The 19,237-nt window shown below is 69.8% G+C and carries 22 protein-coding genes, 2 tRNA genes and 1 pseudogene; 7 read left to right on the top strand and 18 right to left on the bottom strand.

The window, feature by feature from the left end:
* The first annotated feature begins 38 nt into the window (after positions 1 to 38).
* Positions 39 to 126 (top strand) — tRNA-Leu (locus H7827_RS26250).
* Positions 127 to 947: 821 nt separating this feature from the next.
* Here the strand turns inward: H7827_RS26250 and H7827_RS26245 are convergent.
* From H7827_RS26245 to H7827_RS26200, 10 genes and pseudogenes are all read right to left on the bottom strand, one after another.
* Positions 948 to 2,114, bottom strand: coding sequence for a methyltransferase domain-containing protein (locus H7827_RS26245; protein ID WP_432747589.1), 1,167 nt, complete (start codon positions 2,112 to 2,114; stop codon positions 948 to 950).
* Positions 2,111 to 3,079, bottom strand: a complete 969-nt coding sequence (gene tgmB / locus H7827_RS26240; RefSeq protein ID WP_432747588.1) for an ATP-grasp ribosomal peptide maturase — start codon at positions 3,077 to 3,079, stop codon at positions 2,111 to 2,113. Before tgmB ends, H7827_RS26245 begins: the two co-directional genes overlap by 4 nt.
* Before the next feature lie 3 nt (positions 3,080 to 3,082).
* Positions 3,083 to 3,367, bottom strand: coding sequence for a putative ATP-grasp-modified RiPP (gene tgmA / locus H7827_RS26235; protein ID WP_432747587.1), 285 nt, complete (start codon positions 3,365 to 3,367; stop codon positions 3,083 to 3,085).
* Positions 3,368 to 3,439: 72 nt separating this feature from the next.
* Positions 3,440 to 3,512: transfer RNA gene (locus H7827_RS26230), tRNA-Phe, on the bottom strand.
* Between the two features lie 63 nt (positions 3,513 to 3,575).
* Positions 3,576 to 4,307: pseudogene (locus H7827_RS26225) on the bottom strand (Scr1 family TA system antitoxin-like transcriptional regulator); the annotation flags it as partial.
* 101 nt (positions 4,308 to 4,408) lie between these two features.
* Positions 4,409 to 4,651 (bottom strand): hypothetical protein, encoded by a 243-nt coding sequence (locus H7827_RS26220; RefSeq protein WP_432747586.1) that lies wholly within the window; start codon positions 4,649 to 4,651, stop codon positions 4,409 to 4,411.
* A gap of 498 nt (positions 4,652 to 5,149) precedes the next feature.
* Positions 5,150 to 5,407 (bottom strand): hypothetical protein, encoded by a 258-nt coding sequence (locus H7827_RS26215; protein ID WP_432747585.1) that lies wholly within the window; start codon positions 5,405 to 5,407, stop codon positions 5,150 to 5,152.
* A complete protein-coding gene (locus H7827_RS26210) occupies positions 5,407 to 5,607 on the bottom strand; it encodes a hypothetical protein (protein WP_432747584.1) in 201 nt (66 codons plus the stop codon). Before H7827_RS26210 ends, H7827_RS26215 begins: the two co-directional genes overlap by 1 nt.
* A complete protein-coding gene (locus H7827_RS26205; protein WP_432747583.1) occupies positions 5,604 to 6,134 on the bottom strand; it encodes a hypothetical protein in 531 nt (176 codons plus the stop codon). The genes H7827_RS26210 and H7827_RS26205 overlap by 4 nt, the downstream gene beginning before the upstream one ends.
* A 72-nt stretch (positions 6,135 to 6,206) precedes the next feature.
* On the bottom strand, positions 6,207 to 7,475 hold the full coding sequence (locus H7827_RS26200) for a helix-turn-helix domain-containing protein (protein WP_432747582.1): 1,269 nt from the start codon (positions 7,473 to 7,475) through the stop codon (positions 6,207 to 6,209).
* Between the two features lie 114 nt (positions 7,476 to 7,589).
* On the opposite strand from H7827_RS26200, the gene H7827_RS26195 reads away from it, so the two are divergent.
* Complete coding sequence (locus H7827_RS26195) at positions 7,590 to 7,775, top strand: hypothetical protein (protein WP_432747581.1); 186 nt, start codon at positions 7,590 to 7,592, stop codon at positions 7,773 to 7,775.
* A 10-nt stretch (positions 7,776 to 7,785) separates the two neighbouring features.
* Complete coding sequence (locus H7827_RS26190) at positions 7,786 to 8,151, top strand: GNAT family N-acetyltransferase (protein ID WP_432747580.1); 366 nt, start codon at positions 7,786 to 7,788, stop codon at positions 8,149 to 8,151.
* 221 nt (positions 8,152 to 8,372) lie between these two features.
* On the opposite strand, the gene H7827_RS26185 is transcribed toward H7827_RS26190, so the two are convergent.
* The 8 genes from H7827_RS26185 to H7827_RS26150 form a co-directional block, all read right to left on the bottom strand.
* Complete coding sequence (locus tag H7827_RS26185) at positions 8,373 to 9,296, bottom strand: hypothetical protein (protein WP_432747579.1); 924 nt, start codon at positions 9,294 to 9,296, stop codon at positions 8,373 to 8,375.
* Between the two features lie 33 nt (positions 9,297 to 9,329).
* Entirely contained in the window at positions 9,330 to 10,643 is a 1,314-nt protein-coding gene (locus H7827_RS26180) for a glycoside hydrolase family 30 beta sandwich domain-containing protein (protein ID WP_432747578.1), read from the bottom strand.
* 300 nt (positions 10,644 to 10,943) lie between these two features.
* Positions 10,944 to 11,987, bottom strand: coding sequence for an LLM class flavin-dependent oxidoreductase (locus H7827_RS26175; RefSeq protein ID WP_432747577.1), 1,044 nt, complete (start codon positions 11,985 to 11,987; stop codon positions 10,944 to 10,946).
* Positions 11,987 to 12,217 carry a tautomerase family protein gene (locus tag H7827_RS26170; protein WP_030727537.1) on the bottom strand — a complete coding sequence of 77 codons (231 nt, stop codon included), beginning with the start codon at positions 12,215 to 12,217 and terminating at the stop codon, positions 11,987 to 11,989. The genes H7827_RS26175 and H7827_RS26170 overlap by 1 nt, the downstream gene beginning before the upstream one ends.
* A 2-nt stretch (positions 12,218 to 12,219) precedes the next feature.
* Entirely contained in the window at positions 12,220 to 13,707 is a 1,488-nt protein-coding gene (locus H7827_RS26165; RefSeq protein ID WP_432747575.1) for an aldehyde dehydrogenase, read from the bottom strand.
* On the bottom strand, positions 13,700 to 14,431 hold the full coding sequence (locus H7827_RS26160) for an alpha/beta fold hydrolase (RefSeq protein WP_386540860.1): 732 nt from the start codon (positions 14,429 to 14,431) through the stop codon (positions 13,700 to 13,702). The genes H7827_RS26165 and H7827_RS26160 overlap by 8 nt, the downstream gene beginning before the upstream one ends.
* A gap of 7 nt (positions 14,432 to 14,438) precedes the next feature.
* A complete protein-coding gene (locus H7827_RS26155; RefSeq protein WP_200368276.1) occupies positions 14,439 to 14,990 on the bottom strand; it encodes an amino acid synthesis family protein in 552 nt (183 codons plus the stop codon).
* Entirely contained in the window at positions 14,987 to 15,616 is a 630-nt protein-coding gene (locus H7827_RS26150) for an amino acid synthesis family protein (RefSeq protein WP_386540858.1), read from the bottom strand. Before H7827_RS26150 ends, H7827_RS26155 begins: the two co-directional genes overlap by 4 nt.
* Before the next feature lie 270 nt (positions 15,617 to 15,886).
* Between H7827_RS26150 and H7827_RS26145 the strand changes: the two genes are divergently transcribed.
* From H7827_RS26145 to H7827_RS26130, 4 genes are all read left to right on the top strand, one after another.
* Positions 15,887 to 17,482, top strand: coding sequence for a BCCT family transporter (locus H7827_RS26145; RefSeq protein ID WP_432747573.1), 1,596 nt, complete (start codon positions 15,887 to 15,889; stop codon positions 17,480 to 17,482).
* Positions 17,469 to 17,894: an ester cyclase gene (locus H7827_RS26140; RefSeq protein ID WP_432747572.1), complete on the top strand. Its 426-nt coding sequence runs from the start codon at positions 17,469 to 17,471 to the stop codon at positions 17,892 to 17,894. The genes H7827_RS26145 and H7827_RS26140 overlap by 14 nt, the downstream gene beginning before the upstream one ends.
* A gap of 86 nt (positions 17,895 to 17,980) precedes the next feature.
* Positions 17,981 to 18,484, top strand: a complete 504-nt coding sequence (locus tag H7827_RS26135; protein WP_432747571.1) for a flavin reductase family protein — start codon at positions 17,981 to 17,983, stop codon at positions 18,482 to 18,484.
* Positions 18,485 to 18,543: 59 nt separating this feature from the next.
* Positions 18,544 to 19,233, top strand: a complete 690-nt coding sequence (locus H7827_RS26130) for a GntR family transcriptional regulator (protein WP_432747570.1) — start codon at positions 18,544 to 18,546, stop codon at positions 19,231 to 19,233.
* The last annotated feature ends 4 nt before the right edge of the window (positions 19,234 to 19,237 follow it).

Here is a 19,237-nt window from a genome sequence, read left to right as displayed (position 1 = left end):
CTTTGCTATGGTTTCCCTCAGTCACAGCGACACACCCGGTCCGGGTGGCGGAATGGCAGACGCGCTAGCTTGAGGTGCTAGTGCCCTCTTATGGGCGTGGGGGTTCAAGTCCCCCCTCGGACACCAACAGGAACCCCAGTTCACCTGGGGTTTTTGTGTTGTCGGGGCCAAGTCGTGACCAGCGCCATGACCAGCCCGTAAACGATCTTGGTCGTCTGGCGACCTTGCCCAGTCCGATCCGGCCGGCGCTGGATGCGGCCAAGCTTCCGGGCGCCCTCGTCCCTCGGCTTCCCGTACCGAGACATCGTGTAGCAGAGAGTGGTGCCAGACCTTGGCGGAGACCTCTACGGGGTTCTCGCCGTTGTCGAGATCGTTGGTGACCTGGGAACCCGCCAGTCGTGGATACGGAAGCCCTCAGGCAGACCCAGCCGTGTGCGACAAGTTCGCCAGCGAACCGACACCTTTTCCGGGTCTTGTGGCCCGCCGAGCCTGGCCGGGTCTTGGAGTTTGAAGGAGTCCCGGGCGAAGACCAAGTCGTGGTCGTTCCACGCAACACCGGCAGAGGTCTTCTCGGCTTGCCGGCGTTCCCACTGGCGCTTGAGGACCTGCATGACCGCCTGGTCCACGTAGATCCGGGCGTTCGCTTCTCCGTCCTTCGTCAGGCGTCGCAGTTGCTAAGAGTTGCCCACCTCTACGACGACCCACTCCAACTCGGTATAGCCCTTGTCCCAGTGGATGTTCTTCCACATGAGCCCCAGGGCCTCACTGCGTCGGACCCCGGTTGCAGCTATGAACGTCCATAGGGGGCGTCCCGCGTGCAGTGGTGCAAAAAGCCGCCATCGCACTTCCCGTTTCCGCAGTTTGAGCTTGCCGATGTGCGGCTTGATGTGCAGCCGGCTCCCCGGTGCACAGATGTGCACCGGAGGGCTTTTCGTCTTGCTATCACGTCAGAGCGGGAGAGCCCAGGTTGTTCGGGAGTCACCTTGGCCGCGCGACAACGTGTGCTGCCCCCGGCTGTCGACATGGAGCTGGTAGGCGCCGGGGTTCGGGCGGCCGGCTCGGATCCACTCCGCGAGCCGCTGAATCCGTTCGGTGGCGAGGTTGTTCAGCGGTCCGCCCTGCCATACTTCCAGCTGGCTTCCCATCACGGAGATACGAGCCCACGAGCGGGTGCCGGGGTGGACGAGACAGTAGGTGCGCTCGCCTGCCTGGCTGGTGAGTCGCATGGCTACCACATCAGGCTCGTTCAGGGCGACCTCATGTGCTCGGCAATGCACGGCTTCCCTCATGAAGTCGTGCGGTTCCCCCGCCACGTCGGGAAGGGCGATGAAGGACCTCTCCCCGGTCCCGGAACTGACCAAGTTGACGTGGTCCGCCGTGCCTTCTGCGGGCTCGTCCGGCGTGGACCTGGCCATCATGAACCCGTACGGGTCTTCCAGGAAGGTCCCGCTGGCGGCACCGTCTTCTGCCTTCCGCAGGCAGGCGATGCCCGTCCCGATGTTCACCACGATCGGGGCCCCCGGGGTTGCGGCGCGCAGCCATTCCGCCGGGATCCTGCGCACCGCGCAGGTGGCGAGGATCCCGTTGTACCGGGCCGGAGCGGGATGTGCCTCTCGGCCGTCACCCGTCACGATGGTGGGCTCGTACCCGAGGCCGGCCAGGCGCTCGCGGGCCGCTGCTGTGAGTTCGGGGTCGATGTCGACGCTGGTGACGTTGTCGTCGCCGAGCCGGTGGCACAGCAGCGCGGCGTTGTACCCGGTACCTGTGCCGATCTCCAGTACGCGGTCGCCCTCGCCTACCGGGAACGCCTCCAGCATCAGAGCCATCAGAGAGGGCATGGTGGAGGAGCTGGTGCCGGTGCCCGTTGCGTCCCAGCGGGTCACGAGGGAGTCATCGGTGTAAACGGCGTCCAGGAAATCGTCGTCCCCTCGGGCGTAGAACGTGCGCTCCCCCTGTACGTCGCGGAAGAACCGGGAGGCGAATACCTCCCTTGGCGTCTCCTTGAAGGCGGCGATCCACTCGGCGCTGTGGAGAGCGCCGGAGGAGATGAGTTCTTCCACGAGCCTGTGTCGGGCGGCCTCGGACGCGTCGTGGGTCGTGGCTGTATCGGTCATGACGTTCTTCCTTCCAGGAGATCGGCGATCGCGTGGGCGATGGGCTGGGCCAACTCGGGTATGAAGCCGAACTGGCCATTGGGGTTCACGTCGACCAGATGCCAGGTGTCGTCGTGGTCAACGAGGAAGTCCATCGCGGCGTATCGCAGATCGAAGGCGTCCATCAGGCGGTGAACACCTTCCCTGATGGTGTCCGGCACGGTGCCCACCGTGTACGTCAGCGCGTCGTAGTCCCGGCGGAAATCGATGCGCGCCTCATCGGAGTGGGCATGGATTTCACCAGCGAAGAGCCGTTTCCCGGCGACAGTGAGCCGGACCTCGTGCTTCTTGGGGATCCATTCCTGGATGGTGTGGGCAGTGACTTTGACTTCGTCGGTGAGATCGTCCGGCCCCAGCGGCGGGCTCGTCCACACGGCGGCCCTCTGCCCGTCGAACACTCTCTGCCCCTGGGGAGCGATCGGCTTGTACACGGCCTTCTTGTCCGGCAGTGAGGCGACGAAGGCCCTGGCCTCTCGGGGGTCGTTCGTGACGAGGGTGGCGGGGACGCGGAGCCCGCACCGTGCGGCGGTGGCCAGGGCCCGCGGCTTTGAGTCCGCGATGATGTTGTGCCGTGGGTGGTTGACCCACCGGCAGCGAAGGGACTGCACGATGCCGGTGAACGCGGCCCGAGCTTCCGAGCGAGCCCACGTTGCGTCGTCCTGCGACAGGCCGGGATTTACTTCGTGCGGGCTGGGCCGGCGGTAGTACACCGCCGTCACGTCATCGAGGGCCAGGTCCCGATGCTGACCCCGCCAGCCACCTTGCCAGTCGTGGTGTCCGGGGCCGATGCGGGCCGAGAGCGTCACCTGCCGTGGGAAGTCCCCCGGGTCGATCCGATGCACGGGGACCCCTCGTTGGTTCAGCTCGTGGACGACAAGGTCGGCCGGGCTTTCGACCAGTTGGCGGGTCAGCACCAGGACCGTCATCGCTTAGTCCTCTTCCGGAGCGTCGGTGTCGTTGTCGTCCACTGAGTCATCCATCCACTGCATGTCGTGCCGGGTGTCCCTGCCCGTGCCCTGCGTGGTGCCGGTGGAGGCTGCTGTGATGAGCGGTACGCCTTCGTCCGTCAGGGCCAGCTGCCGATCGGGGCAGTACGTGGTGTGCGGGAGGACCGCCACGTTCTCGGGGGTGACCGGCCGCGCCGTACGCAGGCCGAACGGGCGAAGCCGTGCCGCACCCTCATCGACGGGCACGGGTGTGTACGTGAGGCTCATGCTTGCTCTTTCCGGTTAGATGTCGTCAATTCGTTGCGCTGTTCCTCGAAGGGTGAAGCCGGTGTTCCGGCGTGCCCGGAGCCGGATTCGAACCGGCAACCGGCGCGTTTTTAGCGCGCCCGCCGTGCCCTTGGCGTATCCGGGCTGTCGTGTTCTCGCTTGCGGAATGCCGCCGTGGTGGCGCATGGCAGCGCGGATCATCGCCGCTCCACGCCGCATCGGCGGTGTGCTCCAGGAGGTGCCGGACTGTGGTACGGGCCAACGCCCCGGCCTGGTAGGTGATGTGGGCGGGGTGAAGACGCGCCACGACTCCGGGGTGCTCGGGGGTCGGCGTGAGCAGCCGCAGCGCCCCCTGCATAGCGGGCACCACACCCAGCGGGATCACCCGTACCGCCACCATCCCGGAACCGGACGCCAGGCGCGCGAGGTACTCCAGCTGGCCGGCCATGACCCCCGGCCCGCCAACGGTGCTGAACAGCACCGGCTGCATGATGACGACCTCACCCCGAACCGGGCCGCAGCGCCCCGTCGGCGCCATCACCACATCGGGGCCCGCCTGCTGCGCCCGCTGCCGCCAGCGCCGCCGCGCACTCGGCGGTCTGCACCCGGGACGGCAGAAACCCGGTGCCGAATTCGACGACTGCCCCGCGCGGCCGGTCATGCCGGCCAGGCACCCCCACCGGCCCGAAGCGCAGTCCTGGAACTCCTCGGACCGCCCCTCGTCCCCGGCCGGCGCGGGTGGGATCGCGTCGAGCACCGCCCACAGGTCCGCACGCTCCGGCGGCGTTGCCCGGTACTGGTTCAGCAGGGCCGAGACCCGAGCGGACGGCAGCGCGGTCAGGCCCTGCTCGGCCTGGCTGAGCCGTCCGGGAGATACCCCGGCCCGCGCGGCGTCCGCCTGCCGTAAACCGGCTGTGTGCCGCAGCCGCAGCAGTTCCATGCCCAGTAGGTAGCGGCCGATGTCGGCTCCGGTCTCCAGAGCGTTGGTCAGGGCGCGCGTGGTGGACGTCTTCGTCATGGCTGGCATTCCTGGTCAGATGGTCATGTGGCGAGGCGCCACACAGCGGCCGTGGTGAGGGTGGTGAGCACCAGGAGCACGACGACCCCGCTGCCGAGCGCCGTACGCAGCGGCAGCAGATAGCCCCCGCCCTGCGGGCCCGGATCGATGGACCGTGCCATCAGCGCGGTGCCGTGCGTGGTGGGGCCGCAGGCCCGGCGCCGGGCGGCCGTGTGGATGTGCCGGCGGGCGGGCGGCAGGCACGAACCGCACAGCAGCACCGGCACGTATGGGCCGCCGTGGTCCGGGGCGCCGGCCCAGGTGACCCGCGCGGCCGTTCGGCACCGGCCACACAGCCCGAGATGCCACCAGCGGTTCGCGGGGCGGGGAGTTGGGGTGCGGGAGTTCAAGAGGGTTCTCCGGTGAAGGGGGTGAGGGGTGGCCCGTCCCGTACCGGGGTGGGAGGGGGACGGGACGGGCCGGGGGACCTGCCCGGCCTCGGGAGACCAGCCACCGAGGCAGGACAGGTGATCAAGGGCCACCCGGCGACGCCAGCGGGGCAGTGGCCGGGGCGCGGCGGCGGCACACAGGCGCGCACGCCCACAACGTGAAGACGTAGCCGTACCGGTCCCGGGTCGGTTCGCCGATGGTGCGTGGCCGGTCCGTGGACCGCAGCACAGCCCCACACACCGCGCAGGCCAGCCCTTTCAACTGCCGGTCCGACAACCGCCGCAGGTCCGGACTCGGGGGCGGGGTCACGGGTGCCTTGCGCAGGGAGAGCGCCATCACGCCACCGCCGATCGCCGTGCCCGGCGCGCCACGGCGCCCCGCCGGTGCTGGGGCACCTGCACCAGGTACTCCTCCGGCACGGGCGGCAGCACCGCCTCGCCCAGCTCCGTGTGGCAGTGACACCCGCAGTCCGTGCGCAGCCAGTCAGGTGTGTCGGGCGCCGGGGCGTCCAGGCACGCCCAGTGCGCCCAGGCCGGCAGTCCCCCGTCGTCGGCCGCGCGGCACATCGCCGTGACCATGTCCAGCTCCTCCATCAGCGGCCACCGCCCGCCGCGCGCCGCATCAGGTCCGCCATGCCCGGCGGCTGCTCCGCCACAGGCATCAACTCGAACCGCTCCACGCACCGCGGGCACGCCACCACCCGACCAGCCGGGGTGACGGCCACCGTCTCCAGCAGCCGCTCGGGCACCGAGCCGCACGCCTCCGAGCCGAACGCACACATCGCGCTGCTCATGCCAACACCCGCGCGACCTCAGCCGCGTACTTCAGCGCTGCCGTGACCTCGTCCGCGTGCAGCTGGCACACGGTCAGCGACACGCTCTGTCCGTCAGCCGCCGCGCCCGTGATCACCGCCGGCCGCTCCGGGAACGCCCAGCAGCACACACAGACTCGCTCACTCAGGCGGCGCAGGGCGGACGACAGCACGCCAGGTTCGGCAAGGCAGTCGCCCCGAGGTGGCACCACCCACCGCACCGGCTCCCACCGCCGCCAGTCCGCCGGTGGCACGTGGACTGCGTCCCCGGGGCCCAACAGCGAAGCGCCTGGAACGGCGTCGGTCGTGAGCGACCCGGGCGGGACCAGCCACACCAGGACATCAGCGGCGACATCCGTGAGCACACCGCGCGCCGGTACGGCTTTCAGCAGCAGCTCACCGACCGGGCGCGGCAGCACCACGGCGGCGAACCGGCCCGCGCACGGAACCCGCGACACCCCGTACCCGGCGGACGGAATCCAGCTGGGGAGATCGGCTGTCTGACTCATACGCCAGAATTTACGCACCGCGTTCTTGCGGTTACAGATCCAGAGCGTGGGCCAAAATGTGAGCCAGGACGATCAGGCCGCCGGCCAACAGTTCAACACCTCGGCAACCTCCGGAACGTCCCCGTACGGGCGCAGCGCAGCCAGCACAACCGTGCGCCGGCCTCCCGCTCGGGACGAAGGCACCGTTGCCGTCATCTCCAACATCCGCCGGGCAGCAGCGGCGGCCTCCTCCGGCTCGTTCGCTTCCACGAGCGCCACCGCCAGCCAGGACAGATACAGCGCCAACTCGCGGGTGTGCGTCACCGGGTACGACTCCAGCACCTCCCGCAGGAGCGGCACCGCCCGAAGTGGCTTGCGCGTCTCCGTATACACGCGAGCCTCCATGACCCGGCGCTCCGCCTCCGATACCCAGTACAGCCATCGAAGGTGATCGTCTTCGCCGGGCTGATACTCCGCCAAGACCTCCTGCGACTCGGCAACGGCGCGAAGCGCCACCTGCGTATCCCCGGCGACCGTCGCACACCACGACAGGCGATCGAGCGCCAGCGACCGCGCCCGGGGGGGGGCCCCAACTCCCGTAGCGGCGACCGCAGCATGAGCCAGCTGAAGACCCAGCTCGGACGCACCGCGGTTGCTCTCGAAGTACGCCAGAGAACCGAGCAGCTGACCAGTCAGTGGCCCGTCACCAGCTTCCCGAGCCGCCGCGACGCCCAGCCGGTACAGACGGGCCGCGTCCACCGCGCCGCCGGAATCACTCCCCACCCACCCCGCCAGCTGGGCCAGTTCAGCGACACTGACCAGCAACGCTCGCCCAACATCAGCCGTGTGCGCAGAGGTCCTGTACAGCTCGCGCGCTCCGGCCAGTTCCCGCGTCACCGGGCCCACTAGGTCTCCGCCCGCGATGACATCGTCGGCCAGCCTCAACGTATGGGTGCGCCGGAGGATCCGCTCGGCGTCACCAGCGCCTACTCGATAGCCGCCCGTGGTCACAATCGGTGCCATCGACTCGTCCAACGCCAGCGACTCCAGTATCCCCTGAGCGGACACCGGTTCGGCAACCTTCTTCGTTCGGGCGGCCCGCGCTGCCCGTGAACGACCCCGCGCCGCCTGCATCTCGGAGACGGGTACATCCAGGGCGGAAGCGAGGGCTCCGATCCAGAAAGGTCCGGTGAGGCGTGCCTCCCGCTCCCAGCGGGAAATGTCCCCCCGCCCCAACGATCCGGCACCGCGCCCGCTCAAAAATTCCACGCGCTCAGCGAGTTCGTCCTGAGAAAGACCAGCGCCTTCTCGGAGGCGCCTGATCATGGGGCCTAGGTGTTCCCCGTGCTTCATCTCGGGCATGACGTTCTCCGGTCCTTCGGTCGCACCTAGGACCGTACCCCCCGAGTAGAATCGGGGAACAGAAAACGGCTCCCGTCCAATTGGACGGGAGCCGTTGCGCATACAGGGGGCACAATGCGGAATCTGATCACCGCCGGACGCATCGGGACCGCCACCCAGGCCGGCACCATCGGGCCGGTGCTCGACCTCCCTGTGGACCAGCGACCGGTCGGCGTCACCATCAGCCCCCGCCGCGTGCACCGGGCCCTGACCACCGGACCGCCGCGCCCGCCCGCCAGCGCTCCCGAGCTGATGTCGTAGCGTCCCCGGCATGTACCCGATCAGCCAGACCACCGGGCGCACGAACCTGCGCGAGATCACCATCGATGACGTGGACGCCATCCATGCCATCTGTGGCAACGAGCGAGCGACCGAACATCTGTCGTTCGAACCCCGCAGCCGCGCCCAGGTCGGCCAGATCGTCGCCCGGTCCGTGGTGTCCGCGACCGCGCAACCGCGCACCGAGTACGCCCTGGCGGCCTGCACGACCGACACCGGCCAGCTGATCGGGTACGCCCGCCTCGCCGCTGAAGGCCAGCAGGCGGCGCAGATCGGATTCGCCCTCCACCCCGACACCTGGGGCCGTGGACACGGAACCGAAGTCGTCCGCGCCCTCCTCCACAAAGACCCCAGCTGAGCTGGGGTCTTTCCGATTTCAAGGGGGCTCTCGACTGCCCTGCGGCAACGGAACCGGCCTGGCCGGTCCGCCTGAGCTTCCGTCCCGCCGAACCGGACTCCGCACTCCTTCCTCGCCTGGCCCGAGTGGCGGTTCTCCCGATTCGGAGCACAACGCCTTGGCCAAGCCGGCGGACGCCCTTCGCCGTGGTCACGGCCGGCCCAGACCTCGGACTCGCTCATCTAGGGTGCGAAGGCCGTGGCCGAGACCTCCCGTTCCAGTTCCGCCCGGTGGAATTCATAGGTGGCGATGTCGGAGATCCTGATCAGCAGGCAGAAGCGCTCGGTCGAGGGCAGTTCTCCGGCCAGCTCGGCGTATCGCCGGCGCAGGAAGTGGATGGCCGCCAGGTTGGTCATGGGGCTCTGACCGCATATCACCACCACCGGGCGGCTGGATTCGGACGGGGTGAATTTCGCGACCAGGGCGAATTCCTGGCGTCCCTTGTCGAACAGGTAGGTCTCGCCGCCGACTTCGAAGGCCAGGGAGTCCGGGCGGGTCTCGTCGTAGGGGTGGATCACCACGCCGGGCAGGTACGCGGCGAGGTGGCCCCCCGTACGGATGTTGGAGTCCCCTGCCGGGCCGCCGACGCAGAACTCGGTGCGGTCGCCGTTGCTTCCCCGGAAATCGCCGGGCTGTACGTCGAGCCGGCAGTCCAACTCGCCTGCCAACAGGGCCAGTTCTACGGCGGTCCGGACGTCCCGGAAGTGGGCGGTGCCGGGTGCGTTGTACTTGCTGCCCAGCACGATGAGGCATTCCTGGCCGGGGCGCACGCCGAAGAAGGCCGCCCGCCGGTTCACGGCGCGCATCCGTCTGGCCCGCTCCCACAGCCAGACGAAACCGCCGCCGAGCAGGCTGGTGACCAGCCCGATCGCGATGTTGACCAGCACCGACTCCATCCGATCCGCCTCCCCCGTGATGATCAGCCCGATCATTCTCCCGGGGATCGGAGCCCGGTGGAAGCCGGGCCGCCGTTCAGCGCCCGGTTCGCTGCCCACGGCGATGCCGATGCCCAGGAACGCCGGCGAGCGGGCTGTGACCGGCCCCCGGGCCGTGTTCTCCGACCGCCCCACGACCCGGCCGAGGGTCGTGGGGCGCCGCGGTGTCACGCCGGGAGGGGGAGGGGTCTCGCGCCGGGGCCGCTACTGGGTCACATACGTCGTGATGCTCGCGGCCGGGAGCGTGGCCGTGAAGGAGCCGTTCGACAGGCCCGTACCACCCTGGGCGGCGAGGGTGCGACCCGCGTCCGTCACCCAGGACAGCACGCTGGAGCGGGTGGTGTTCTCCAGCACGAACCGCTGGCTCACCGGCGCGCCGCCCTTGTTGACGGCGACGACGGTGATCCGGGAGTCGGGCGCCTTGTAGGCCGAGACGTAGACGTTCGGCGCGGGCTGGGAGGTCGCCTCGATCCGCCGGTGGCCGGGGCGGATCCACTTCGAGAAGTGGGCCATGCTCGCGCCGCGCTTGCTGATCGTCCCGTTCTCCCGCATGGGCCCGTAGCCCCGCCGGATGTACCACCACACGTACGCCTGGAACTCCGCGTCCACCAGCGCCCGGTGCATGTGCTCGCCGACATCCAGCGCCTGCGGCCACAGGTCCGCCGAATCACTGCTGTTGGGGTGGTACACCTCCGTCATCCACAGTTCCTTGCCCGCGCCCCGCTGCTTGAAGAGGGGGTAGGGGAAGTTCTGGGACTGCGTGCCGTAGAGGTGTGCCCCGAGGATGTCCAGGTTGGACAGGGCCTGCGGGTCGTTGAGAATCGGGTCCGAGATGCTCTTCACGTACTGGAAGGACTCCGGCGCGATGATCCGTGTGCCGATCGAGCCGGCGTTCTCCCGCAGGAAGCGGACCAGCTCGGCGGCGGTCCACCACGTCCAGTCGTGCGCGTAGTCGGGTTCGTTCTGCACCGAGATGGCGTACAGCTCGACGCCGTTGCCTCTCATGAACTGGTGGAAGTCGTTCAGGTGCTGGGCGTAGGAGCCGTACATGTCGTACCGCAGCCGCCGGGCGTTGGTCTGGCCGCCGCGCACGAACGTCTCCGTCATGTGGAGCGGCGGATTCCACGGGGAGGCGATGACGGTCGCCCCGTGTTCGATCGCGCGCCGGGCGGTGGCCACCTCGCGGCTCCAGTTCGCCCGGTCCTCGTGCACGGGGATGCGCAGCACGGAGAAGCCCAGCTGTCCCTCCCCGTTGCCGAAGGCGGTGTTCCGCTGCTCGGGCGTCAGATCACTGATCCACACGGTGTGGTTCATGCCGCCGAAGCCCTTGATGATCTGCCGCTCCGCCGCGGGCGAGACCACGGCATCGGCGGCGGACACCGGACCCGTGTCCCTGGCCGCCGCGACGGCTGGTGTGGCGGCGGCGAGCGGCAGGGAGGCCCCGAGCGCGGCCAGCACGGCCCTCCTGCTCGGTGACCCCTGGCCTGTGTTTCCCGGCTCGTTCGGACGTAACGCCATGTTTCTCTCTCCTCGGCGTCGGCGTGGACCGGTGCGGCGTACGGCCGTCCGGACCGGTCAGTTTTGGGAGCGCTCCCAAAACTGTGCGGGCTCCACCGTTCCGAGCGACGGAAGTGATGCGCGCGGGCGCGCCGGCCCGCACCGGACGTTCGGTGCGCAGGACAAGGTGCGCGGCACCGAACCGCCGGTGAAGGTAATGACCCGGTGCGCCGCCGTCAAGCATCCGCGCGCCCGGCGCCGGCCATGGCGAGGGACGCCCGGGGACCGGGGCCACGGATCCGGCCCCGGTCCCGTGCCGGCTCACCGGAAGGCCGGGACGACCTCCTTGATGAACAGTTCCAGTGAGGCGCGCTTCTCCTCGTGGGACAGCCCGGTGTCGATCCAGAAGCTGTACTCGTCGACCCCCAGCTCCTCGTAGCTCCGCAGCCGCTCGATGACCTCGGCCGGGGTGCCGATCATCGCCGTCCGGCGCAGCGCCTCGGGGGCGAACTCGGGCCGCTCCGCGAACTTGGCCTCGGGGCTGGGTGCCAGGAAGCCGTTGTCGGGGGTGGTGCTGTTGCCGAACCAGGCGTCGAAGGTCCGGTAGAAGCGATTGATCGCCTCGGCCGCCGGGCGCCAGCCGTCCGTGTCCTCGGCGGCGTGCACGTGGGTGTGCCGCAGCACCATCAGTTCGGGGCGGGGCACTTCGGGGTGGTTGGCCACGGCTGTGTCGAACTTCCCCTTGAGAGCCGCGACTTCCTCATCGCCCTTCATCAGTGGGGTGACCATGACGTTGCAGCCCTGCGCCACCGCGAAGTCGTGCGAGTCGGGGTCGCGGGCGGCGATCCACATGGGCGGGTTGGGCCGCTGCACCGGCTTCGGCACACTCGTCGCCGTGGGGAACTGCCAGATCTCGCCGTCGTGCGCGTAGTCGCCGCGCCACAGGGCTCGTACGGCGGGCACCAGTTCGCGCAGGTGCTTGCCCCCGTCCCGGGCGGAGAGCCCGCCGGCCATCCGGTCGAACTCGAACTGATAGGCGCCCCGGGCGAGTCCGACCTCCATGCGGCCGTCGCTGATGACATCGAGCAGCGCGCACTCGCCGGCGGCCCGGATGGGGTTCCAGAAGGGCGCGATGAGGGTGCCGGCACCCAGTCGGATGGTGGAGGTCCTGGCCGCGAGGTAGGCCAGGAGCGGCATCGGGCTCGGGGAGATGGTGTACTCCATCGCGTGGTGTTCCCCGATCCACACGGTGCCGAAGCCGCCGGCCTCCGCCATCAGCGCCAGCTCCGCGAGGCTTTCGAACTGCTGCCGGTGGCTGACCTCCTCGTCCTGGCGTTCCATGTGGACGAACAACGAGAACCTCATCACTGCTCCTTTTCCGCTGGGTCGGCCGGGTCCCGTCCGGCGGCGTCCAGCTCGGTGAGGGTGACGTCACCGGTGGCCCAGTGCGTACGGGGGACTTCGTGCACGACGACCCGGACGTACTCGGGTCGGGTGCCGGTGGTGCGCAGGACCGCGCCGTGCACCTCGTGCATCAGGGCGCGGAGTTGCTCGGGGGTGCGGCCCTCGGCGAGGGTGACGGTGACCTGGGGCACGGTCAGCTCCGCAGGGTGAAGGGGTCGGCCACCGGCTCTTCGCCGGTGTTGATCCACACGCTCTTGAGCCGGGTGTACTCCTTGATGGTCTCGGTGCCGTGCTCGACACCGACGCCGCTGGTCTTGAAGCCCTGCCGGGGGGACATGGGCGACATGGCCCGGTAGGTGTTGACCCACACCGTGCCGGCCTCCAGGCGGTCGGCCATCCGGTGGGCGCGGGAGAGGCTGGTGGTCCAGACTCCGGCGGCCAGCCCGTACTCGGTGTCGTTGGCGATCCGGACGGCCTCCTCCTCGGTGTCGAAGGGCAGGACCGCGAGCACGGGGCCGAAGATCTCCTCGCGCACCACCCGCATGCTGTTGTCGACGTCCACGAGGATGGTGGGTTCGTAGAAGTAGCCGCCGAGGCCGCCGTCGGTGGCGCGTCCGCCGGTGAGCACCCGGGCGCCTTCCTCGCGGCCCAGCTCCACGTAGCCGGCCACCTTGTCCCGTTGTTCGGCGAAGGCCAGGGGGCCCAGTTCCGTGGTCTCCTCCAGCGGGTCGCCGATGCGGATGGCCCGGGCGCGTTCGGTGACGCGTTCCAGCAGTTCGTCGTGGACCGCGCGGTGGACGAGGACGCGGCTGCCGGCGATGCAGGTCTGTCCGGCGGCGGCGAAGATGCCGGCCACCACGCCCATGGCGGCGTTGGGGATGTTCGCGTCCTCGAAGACGATGTTCGGGGATTTGCCGCCGAGTTCGAGGGTGGAGCCGATGAACCGGCCGGCGGCTGCGGAGGCGATCCGCGATCCGGTGGCGGTGCTGCCCGTGAAGGAGATCTTCGCCAGGCCCGGGTGGTCCACCAGGGGTGCTCCGGCCTCGGCGCCGAAGCCGGTGACCACGTTGACCGCGCCCGGCGGGAATCCGGCTTCGAGGGCGAGTTCGGCGAGCCGCAGGACGGTGGCGGAGGTGTACTCGGAGGGCTTGATGACCACCGTGTTGCCGGCGCACAGGGCCGGGGCCAGCTTGCTGCTGGTCAGGGTGAGCGGCGAGTTCCACGGGGTGATGGCCCCGACGACGCCCAGCGGTTCGCGGGTGGTGTAGTTGAGCACCCGCCGGTCCGAGGTGGGGATGACGTCGCCGTGGATCTTGTCGGCGAGTCCGGCGTAGTAGTGGTAGTACTCCGGGAGGGTGGCCAGCTGGCCGCGCATCTCGCGCAGCAGCTTGCCGTTGTCCAGGGTCTCCATCCGGGCCAGTTCCTCGGCGTGCTCGGCGATCAGGTCGCCGAGCCGTCGCAGCAGATGTCCGCGCCGGGTCTGGCTGAGGTCGCGCCAGCGCGGGTCCTCGAAGGCGGCGGTCGCGGAGGCCACGGCGCGGTCGATGTCCGTGGCGTTGCCGCGCGCCGCCCGGTACAGGGGTTGGCGGGTGGCCGGGTTGGTGCTCTCGAAGGTCTCCCCCGAGGCGGGTTGGACGCGTTCCCCGCCGATGAGGTGCTGGAGCGTGGTGAGTTCAGACATGGGCGCGCTCTCCGATGAAGTGGGTCAGGGCGTCGGCGAACGCCCGCGGACGCTGGACGGGCAGCATGTGCCGGGCGCGGGGGACGATGACCGCGCGGCAGTCGGGCAGCGCGGCGGCGAGCCGGTGGGTCATGGCGGGGGTGGACCCCGGGTCGTCCTCGCCGGTGACGGCCAGCGCCGGGACGGTGATCTCGCCCAGGCGCGGGGCGAGTTCGGCGTCGGCGGTGGCGAAGACCCGGTAGCAGGCGAGGAAGGACCCGTGGTCGTTGGCCCGCAGCACGGCCTCGGTGCGGGCCACCGCTTCGGGGCCGACGCCGGTGCCCGCGTACCAGCGCTCCAGGGAGGCGGCGGCGCTCGCCGCCCCGTCGGTCTCGGCGGTGCGCAGCCGGGCGAGTACGGCGGCCCGTTCCTGCGGGGTGCGTCGGCACACCGAGCTGACCGAGGTGAGGGTGGCGGCCCGGCCGGGGTGGTGGAGCGCCAGGTGCTGGGCGACGAGCGCGCCGAGCGAGAATCCCACGAGGTGCGCGCCCGGGGGGACGGTGGCGGCGATGTCGTCGGCCAGTTCGGCGAGGGTGATCCCGTCCCGGACCGGCGGGCGGGTGCCGTGGCCGGGCAGGTCGGGGGCGAGGACGGTGAAGCGGTCGTTCAGGAGCACGGCGGCGGGCTCCCACATGGTGTGGTCGAGCCCGACGCCGTGCAGCAGCACCAGCGTCGGCTTGCTCATGTCGCCTCTATCGTTCGGTCGCCAGCGGTGCCAGCCGCTGCTGCGGGCGCCCCTGGGCGGCCGCGGCGAGGGCGACGACGATCTCGCCGGGGTGGGGGGCGTCGGAGATCCGGACCTCGACGCTTTGGTGGTGGGAGCGGATCGTGGCGTCGGTGATGTGCTTGAGCGGGATGTCGAAGAGGACGCCGGCGGGTCCGCGCTTCTCGACGGCCGGCAGCAGGGTGGTGGCGTCGGCGGCCTTGCGGAAGTGGTCGCCGAACTTGAGGGTGTGGATGAGGGCGGAGCCGTGTTCGATCTCGCCGTCGAGGCCGACGATGGCGGCCTTGCCGTATGCCTCGGCGGGCGCGTCGAGGGCTTCGAGCACCGCCGGGGCCAGCAGGGCCCCGAGGTCGGAGGCGTGGGCGTCGATGCCGGGGGCCAGGTCCTCGACGAAGCCCCGGCCAGCCCACGGGTTCGCGATGACGGCGGCGACCACGGCGACCTTGGCCGGGGTGGCGACCTCCCGGCCGCCCTCGGTGCGGATCTCCTCGACGACGGTCACGATCTTGCGGACGTTCATGACGGTGTGGCCTCCAGGCTTGCGGCGGTGACGGTGCGGTCGGTGGTGCGGTCCCCGATGCGGGGGTGCGGCCGGGGTCCGGTGGACGCGGCGGCGATGACGACGATCTCGTCGGCGCGCGGGGCGTCGGGCACCCGGGCGCTGATGGTCTGGTAGTGGCTGCGGGTCGCCGCGTGGGTCTTGTGCCACAGGGGGACGGTCAGGGTCTCCCCCGCCTCGGCGCGGGTGTCGGCGAAGCAGATGATCGATTCACCGGCCAGGAACTCCCGTACCAGGTTGCCGAAGTAGGGCGTGTGGATGAGCGCGCCGGCGTGCTCGATCTCGCCACCGGTACCGACCACGGCGGCCTTGCCGAACGCCTCGATCTCCTCCACCGGGCCCAGCGCGGCGACGAGCCGGTCGGTGAGCAGGGTGGCGAGGACCGGGGCGATGCGGGCCTGTTCCTTCGACAGGTCGGTCCGGGGGCCGCCGTGCAGCCACGGGTTGGTGATGACGGCGGCGACGCTGGCCCGCCGGGCGGGCCGGTCCGGGGTGTGGCCGGCCTCCGTGACGACCACGTCGCGGTAGAGCACGAGCTTGCGGAGACCGATGGAGTGGTCCGGGCGATCCGGGATGCGCTCTTGCATGCCACAGGACGATAGGCATACGTCTTCTCCCGGTCAAGAGCCGTGCCAAAGAGAGCATTCCACTGAAGGGCTCGCTCTCCCCGTTCAGCGCACCTGCGGGCTTTAGCAGGGGTTTCTCCGGTCAGGTGGACTGTTTCCGATTCATTTCGCCGTACCCCTTGACCCGTGATGGGTGACATGCATTACTGCTGCTTGCATGCCAGCGGCGAAGCTGGTGACCCTGCGGACTCAAGGAGCCTCATGTCCAGTCACCTTCGAACGGGTGCGGAGATGACACCCGTGGAACCGCCGGGAAGCGACGCCGGAGCCGGCCCGGAGCGCGGTGGCCGCGCCCGGCTCGGGTCCGTCTTCTGGACCTCCATCGGCATCTCGGTGGTGTTCGTCGCCTGGGCGGCACTGTTCACCGAGAACCTGAACAAGGTCACCTCGACCTCGCTGGGCTGGGTCACGGAGACCTTCGGCTGGGCCTATCTGGTGGTCACGCTCGGTATCCTGATCTTCCTGGTGTTCCTGGCCTTCAGCCGGGCCGGCTCGATCCGGCTCGGCGAGGACAGTGACCGCCCGGAGTTCTCGACGGCCACCTGGCTGGCCATGCTGCTGGCCGCCGTCATGGGCATCGGACTGATCTCCTACGGAGTCGCCGAACCCATTTCGCACTTCGCCGACCCGCCGCACGGCCTCGCCGAGCCGAACTCCCCGGCCGCGGCGGCCCGCGCCCTCCAGTACTCCTACTTCGACTGGGGCCTGCACGCCTGGGCGGTCTTCGCCGTCTTCGGCCTCGCCATCGCCTACGCCACGCACCGCAAGGGCCGCCGCGCCCTGGTCAGCCAGTTGTTCGTGCCGCTGCTCGGCGACCGGGTGAACGGCCCGATCGGCAAGACGATCGACATCCTGGCGGTCTTCTCCACCCTGTTCGGCACCACGACCTCCCTGGGTCTGGGGGCCCTCCAGCTCAACAACGGCCTCGGCAGCCTGTTCGGCGTCCCGGTCAACTCGGTGAGCCAGGTACTCATCGTGGCCGCCCTGACCTCCCTGTTCACCATCTCGGCGGTGACGGGGATCAGCAAGGGCATCAAGTACCTGAGCCAGATCAGCACGGTACTCGCGATCGCGTTCGTCGCCTTCATGCTGATCGTGGGACCCGCCGCCTTCATCGCCAACCTCTACACCGAGTCCCTGGGCCTGTGGGCCAGCGACTTCTTCCGGATGAGCCTCCAGGGAAGCGCGTTCGGCGGGCTGGAGTGGATGCAGCTGTGGACCTACTTCATGCTGGCCTGGTGGGTCTCCTGGGGAGCCTTCGTGGGGATCTTCCTCGCCCGCATCTCCCGGGGCCGCACCATCCGGGGTTTCATCTCGGGTGTCCTGGTCGTCCCGAGCGCCGCGTTCTTCACCTGGTTCACGGTCTTCGGCGGCACGGCCATCCACGTCGACCTGTACCGGGGCGGCGACATCGCGCGGCAGACCGCCGCCGACCTCAATACGGCGTTCTTCGCCACCCTCGACCACTTTCCGCTGGCCGGCCTCACCTCGGCCGTGGCCATCCTGCTGGTGGTGATCTTCTTCGTCACCAGTGCGGACTCCAACACCTATGTGCTGAGCATGATGACCTCCGACGGATCGCTCACCCCGCGCCGTTCCGTCCTCATCCTGTGGGGCGCCATCACCGGGGTCACCGCCGTCGCCCTGCTGCTCGCCGGCGGACTGAACGGCCTCCAGAACACCGTCATCGTCACGTCCCTGCCGTTCCTCGTGGTCATCGCCGCACTGACGGTGTCCTTCTGGAAGGAACTGAGCGGGGACCTAGGCGCCCGGCCGAGCGCGGACCTGAAGAAAGAAGAGAAGGAGAAGGCTGATGCCGGACAGTAACGCCCGCCGCGACCTGATCGAGACGACGTGGGCCGCCGCCTGGGGCCGTGGCGAAGTGGACGCCCTCGGCGCGCTCCTCGCGCCGGACTACCTCCGTTACGGCAGCGACCCGCAGCCGCAGCACCTGGACGCCCTCAAGTCGGCGATCCTCGGCACCCGGGCCGCGTTCCCCGATCTGACCACCACCATCGACGACATCCTGCTGGACGGGGACCGGGCGGCGATCCGCTGGCACAGCACCGGCTGCCACGAGAACCCCTTCCTCGGCGTCCCCGCCACCGGGCGGCGCGTCCGTGTCGCCGGCGCCACCTTCGCCCGCTTCGAGGGCGACCGGATCGCCGAGGAGTACGTCACCTGGGACCCGCGCGCACTGCTGACGGCGCTCGGCGTCTTCCCGGTGGGGCAGGACTGACGCGCCCGATGACGACTTCTGCCCCCGCACGCGCGACGACCACCACCACAGCCACCACGGCACGGACCACGACAAGGAGCACCGCCATGACCGCACTCGCCGCCGCCCCCGGCATCGATGTGATGAAGCAGGTCAACCGGCAGTTCGTCACCGGGGTCACGGTCGTGACCACCATGGACGGCGAGACTCCCCGGGGTCTGGCGGTCAACGCGTTCTCCAGCATCTCCCTCGACCCGGCCACCGTGATGGTGTGCGTTCAGCGGACCTCCTCCACCCACGACTGCCTTTTCCGTGCCGGTCATCTCGCCATCAACATCCTCTCCACGGAGCAGCTGGACGTCGTCGGTGTCTTCGCCGGCAAGTCCGACGACAAGTTCCGCCAGGTGAACTGGGAGGGCGGTCCGTTCGGCAGCCCGCTGCTCGCCGCGAGCAGCGCCAGGGTCGAGGCCGAGATCCGCGAACGGCTCCAGGCCAGTACCCACACCATCTTCATCTGCCGGGTGGTGCACGCCGATGTCGCCGAGTGGCCGCCCATGGTGTACAGCGCGGGTAAGTTCTTCGACGGGGGCGCGCTCGCCCCGCTGGGATGACCGGTGACCGATGGACCGATGACCGGCGGCCGGCTCGGGAGACGACAGGGATGAGATCGGTGAATCGCGGACAGAGCGGACCGAAGAACGGGTCGGTACAGGCCCGGGTGGTCGCCGAGATGCGCCATCGCATCATCAGGGGCGACATCGGACCCGGGTCACCGCTCGCCGAACTGGCCCTCGCGGAGGAGTTCGGTGTCAGCCGCACACCGGTGCGCGAGGCCCTGAAACAGCTTCAGACCGAGGGCCTGGTCGAGATCAGGCCCCGGGTCGGCACGTTCGTCACCGCCCCGTCCCGCCGTGAGATCACCGAACTCTTCGAGATGAAGGAACTGCTGGAGGGCGCCGCCGCCCGCCTGCTCGCCCAGCGCGGCCGGGTCGCGGAGATCGAGTTGCTGGAGCGCAACCTGCGCGAGGCGGACAACGCGGTGGAGCGGGACAACCGGGAACGGTACGCCGAACTCGTCCAGGAGTTCCACGATCTGCTGATCGCCGGGGCGGACAACAGCAAACTGGAGGCCCATTACCGCACGCTGATGAACCAGTTGGCGTACTCCCGGCTGGTGACCACCTCCCTCAGCCGGCCGGGCCGGGCCCGCCAGTCCGACCGCGAGCACCACCACGTCCTCGAACTGATCCTGGAGAAGGACGGCGACAGCGCGGAGCACGTCATGCGTGAGCACGTCCGCGCCTCGCGCCGCGCCCTGCTGGCCGGGCTGCCACCCACCGGCGGCACGGCCGGCGCCTGATCCC

This window comes from Streptomyces sp. JH002 (assembly GCF_050916115.1).
GTDB lineage: Bacteria > Actinomycetota > Actinomycetes > Streptomycetales > Streptomycetaceae > Streptomyces > Streptomyces xiamenensis.
Note: the sequence above shows the minus strand (reverse complement) of the source record. Positions and strands in the feature narration are given on the sequence as shown.

Bases quoted from the DNA above. Each gene is read 5' to 3' on its own strand.
- H7827_RS26245 (WP_432747589.1), bottom strand. From the start codon at position 2,114: ATGACCGATACAGCCACGACCCACGACGCGTCCGAGGCCGCCCGACAC.
- tgmB (WP_432747588.1), bottom strand. From the start codon at position 3,079: ATGACGGTCCTGGTGCTGACCCGCCAACTGGTCGAAAGCCCGGCCGAC.
- tgmA (WP_432747587.1), bottom strand. From the start codon at position 3,367: ATGAGCCTCACGTACACACCCGTGCCCGTCGATGAGGGTGCGGCACGG.
- H7827_RS26215 (WP_432747585.1), bottom strand. From the start codon at position 5,407: ATGGAGGAGCTGGACATGGTCACGGCGATGTGCCGCGCGGCCGACGAC.
- H7827_RS26210 (WP_432747584.1), bottom strand. From the start codon at position 5,607: ATGAGCAGCGCGATGTGTGCGTTCGGCTCGGAGGCGTGCGGCTCGGTG.
- H7827_RS26205 (WP_432747583.1), bottom strand. From the start codon at position 6,134: ATGAGTCAGACAGCCGATCTCCCCAGCTGGATTCCGTCCGCCGGGTAC.
- H7827_RS26200 (WP_432747582.1), bottom strand. From the start codon at position 7,475: ATGCCCGAGATGAAGCACGGGGAACACCTAGGCCCCATGATCAGGCGC.
- H7827_RS26195 (WP_432747581.1), top strand. From the start codon at position 7,590: ATGCGGAATCTGATCACCGCCGGACGCATCGGGACCGCCACCCAGGCC.
- H7827_RS26190 (WP_432747580.1), top strand. From the start codon at position 7,786: ATGTACCCGATCAGCCAGACCACCGGGCGCACGAACCTGCGCGAGATC.
- H7827_RS26180 (WP_432747578.1), bottom strand. From the start codon at position 10,643: ATGGCGTTACGTCCGAACGAGCCGGGAAACACAGGCCAGGGGTCACCG.
- H7827_RS26175 (WP_432747577.1), bottom strand. From the start codon at position 11,987: ATGAGGTTCTCGTTGTTCGTCCACATGGAACGCCAGGACGAGGAGGTC.
- H7827_RS26165 (WP_432747575.1), bottom strand. From the start codon at position 13,707: ATGTCTGAACTCACCACGCTCCAGCACCTCATCGGCGGGGAACGCGTC.
- H7827_RS26160 (WP_386540860.1), bottom strand. From the start codon at position 14,431: ATGAGCAAGCCGACGCTGGTGCTGCTGCACGGCGTCGGGCTCGACCAC.
- H7827_RS26155 (WP_200368276.1), bottom strand. From the start codon at position 14,990: ATGAACGTCCGCAAGATCGTGACCGTCGTCGAGGAGATCCGCACCGAG.
- H7827_RS26150 (WP_386540858.1), bottom strand. From the start codon at position 15,616: ATGCAAGAGCGCATCCCGGATCGCCCGGACCACTCCATCGGTCTCCGC.
- H7827_RS26145 (WP_432747573.1), top strand. From the start codon at position 15,887: ATGACACCCGTGGAACCGCCGGGAAGCGACGCCGGAGCCGGCCCGGAG.
- H7827_RS26140 (WP_432747572.1), top strand. From the start codon at position 17,469: ATGCCGGACAGTAACGCCCGCCGCGACCTGATCGAGACGACGTGGGCC.
- H7827_RS26135 (WP_432747571.1), top strand. From the start codon at position 17,981: ATGACCGCACTCGCCGCCGCCCCCGGCATCGATGTGATGAAGCAGGTC.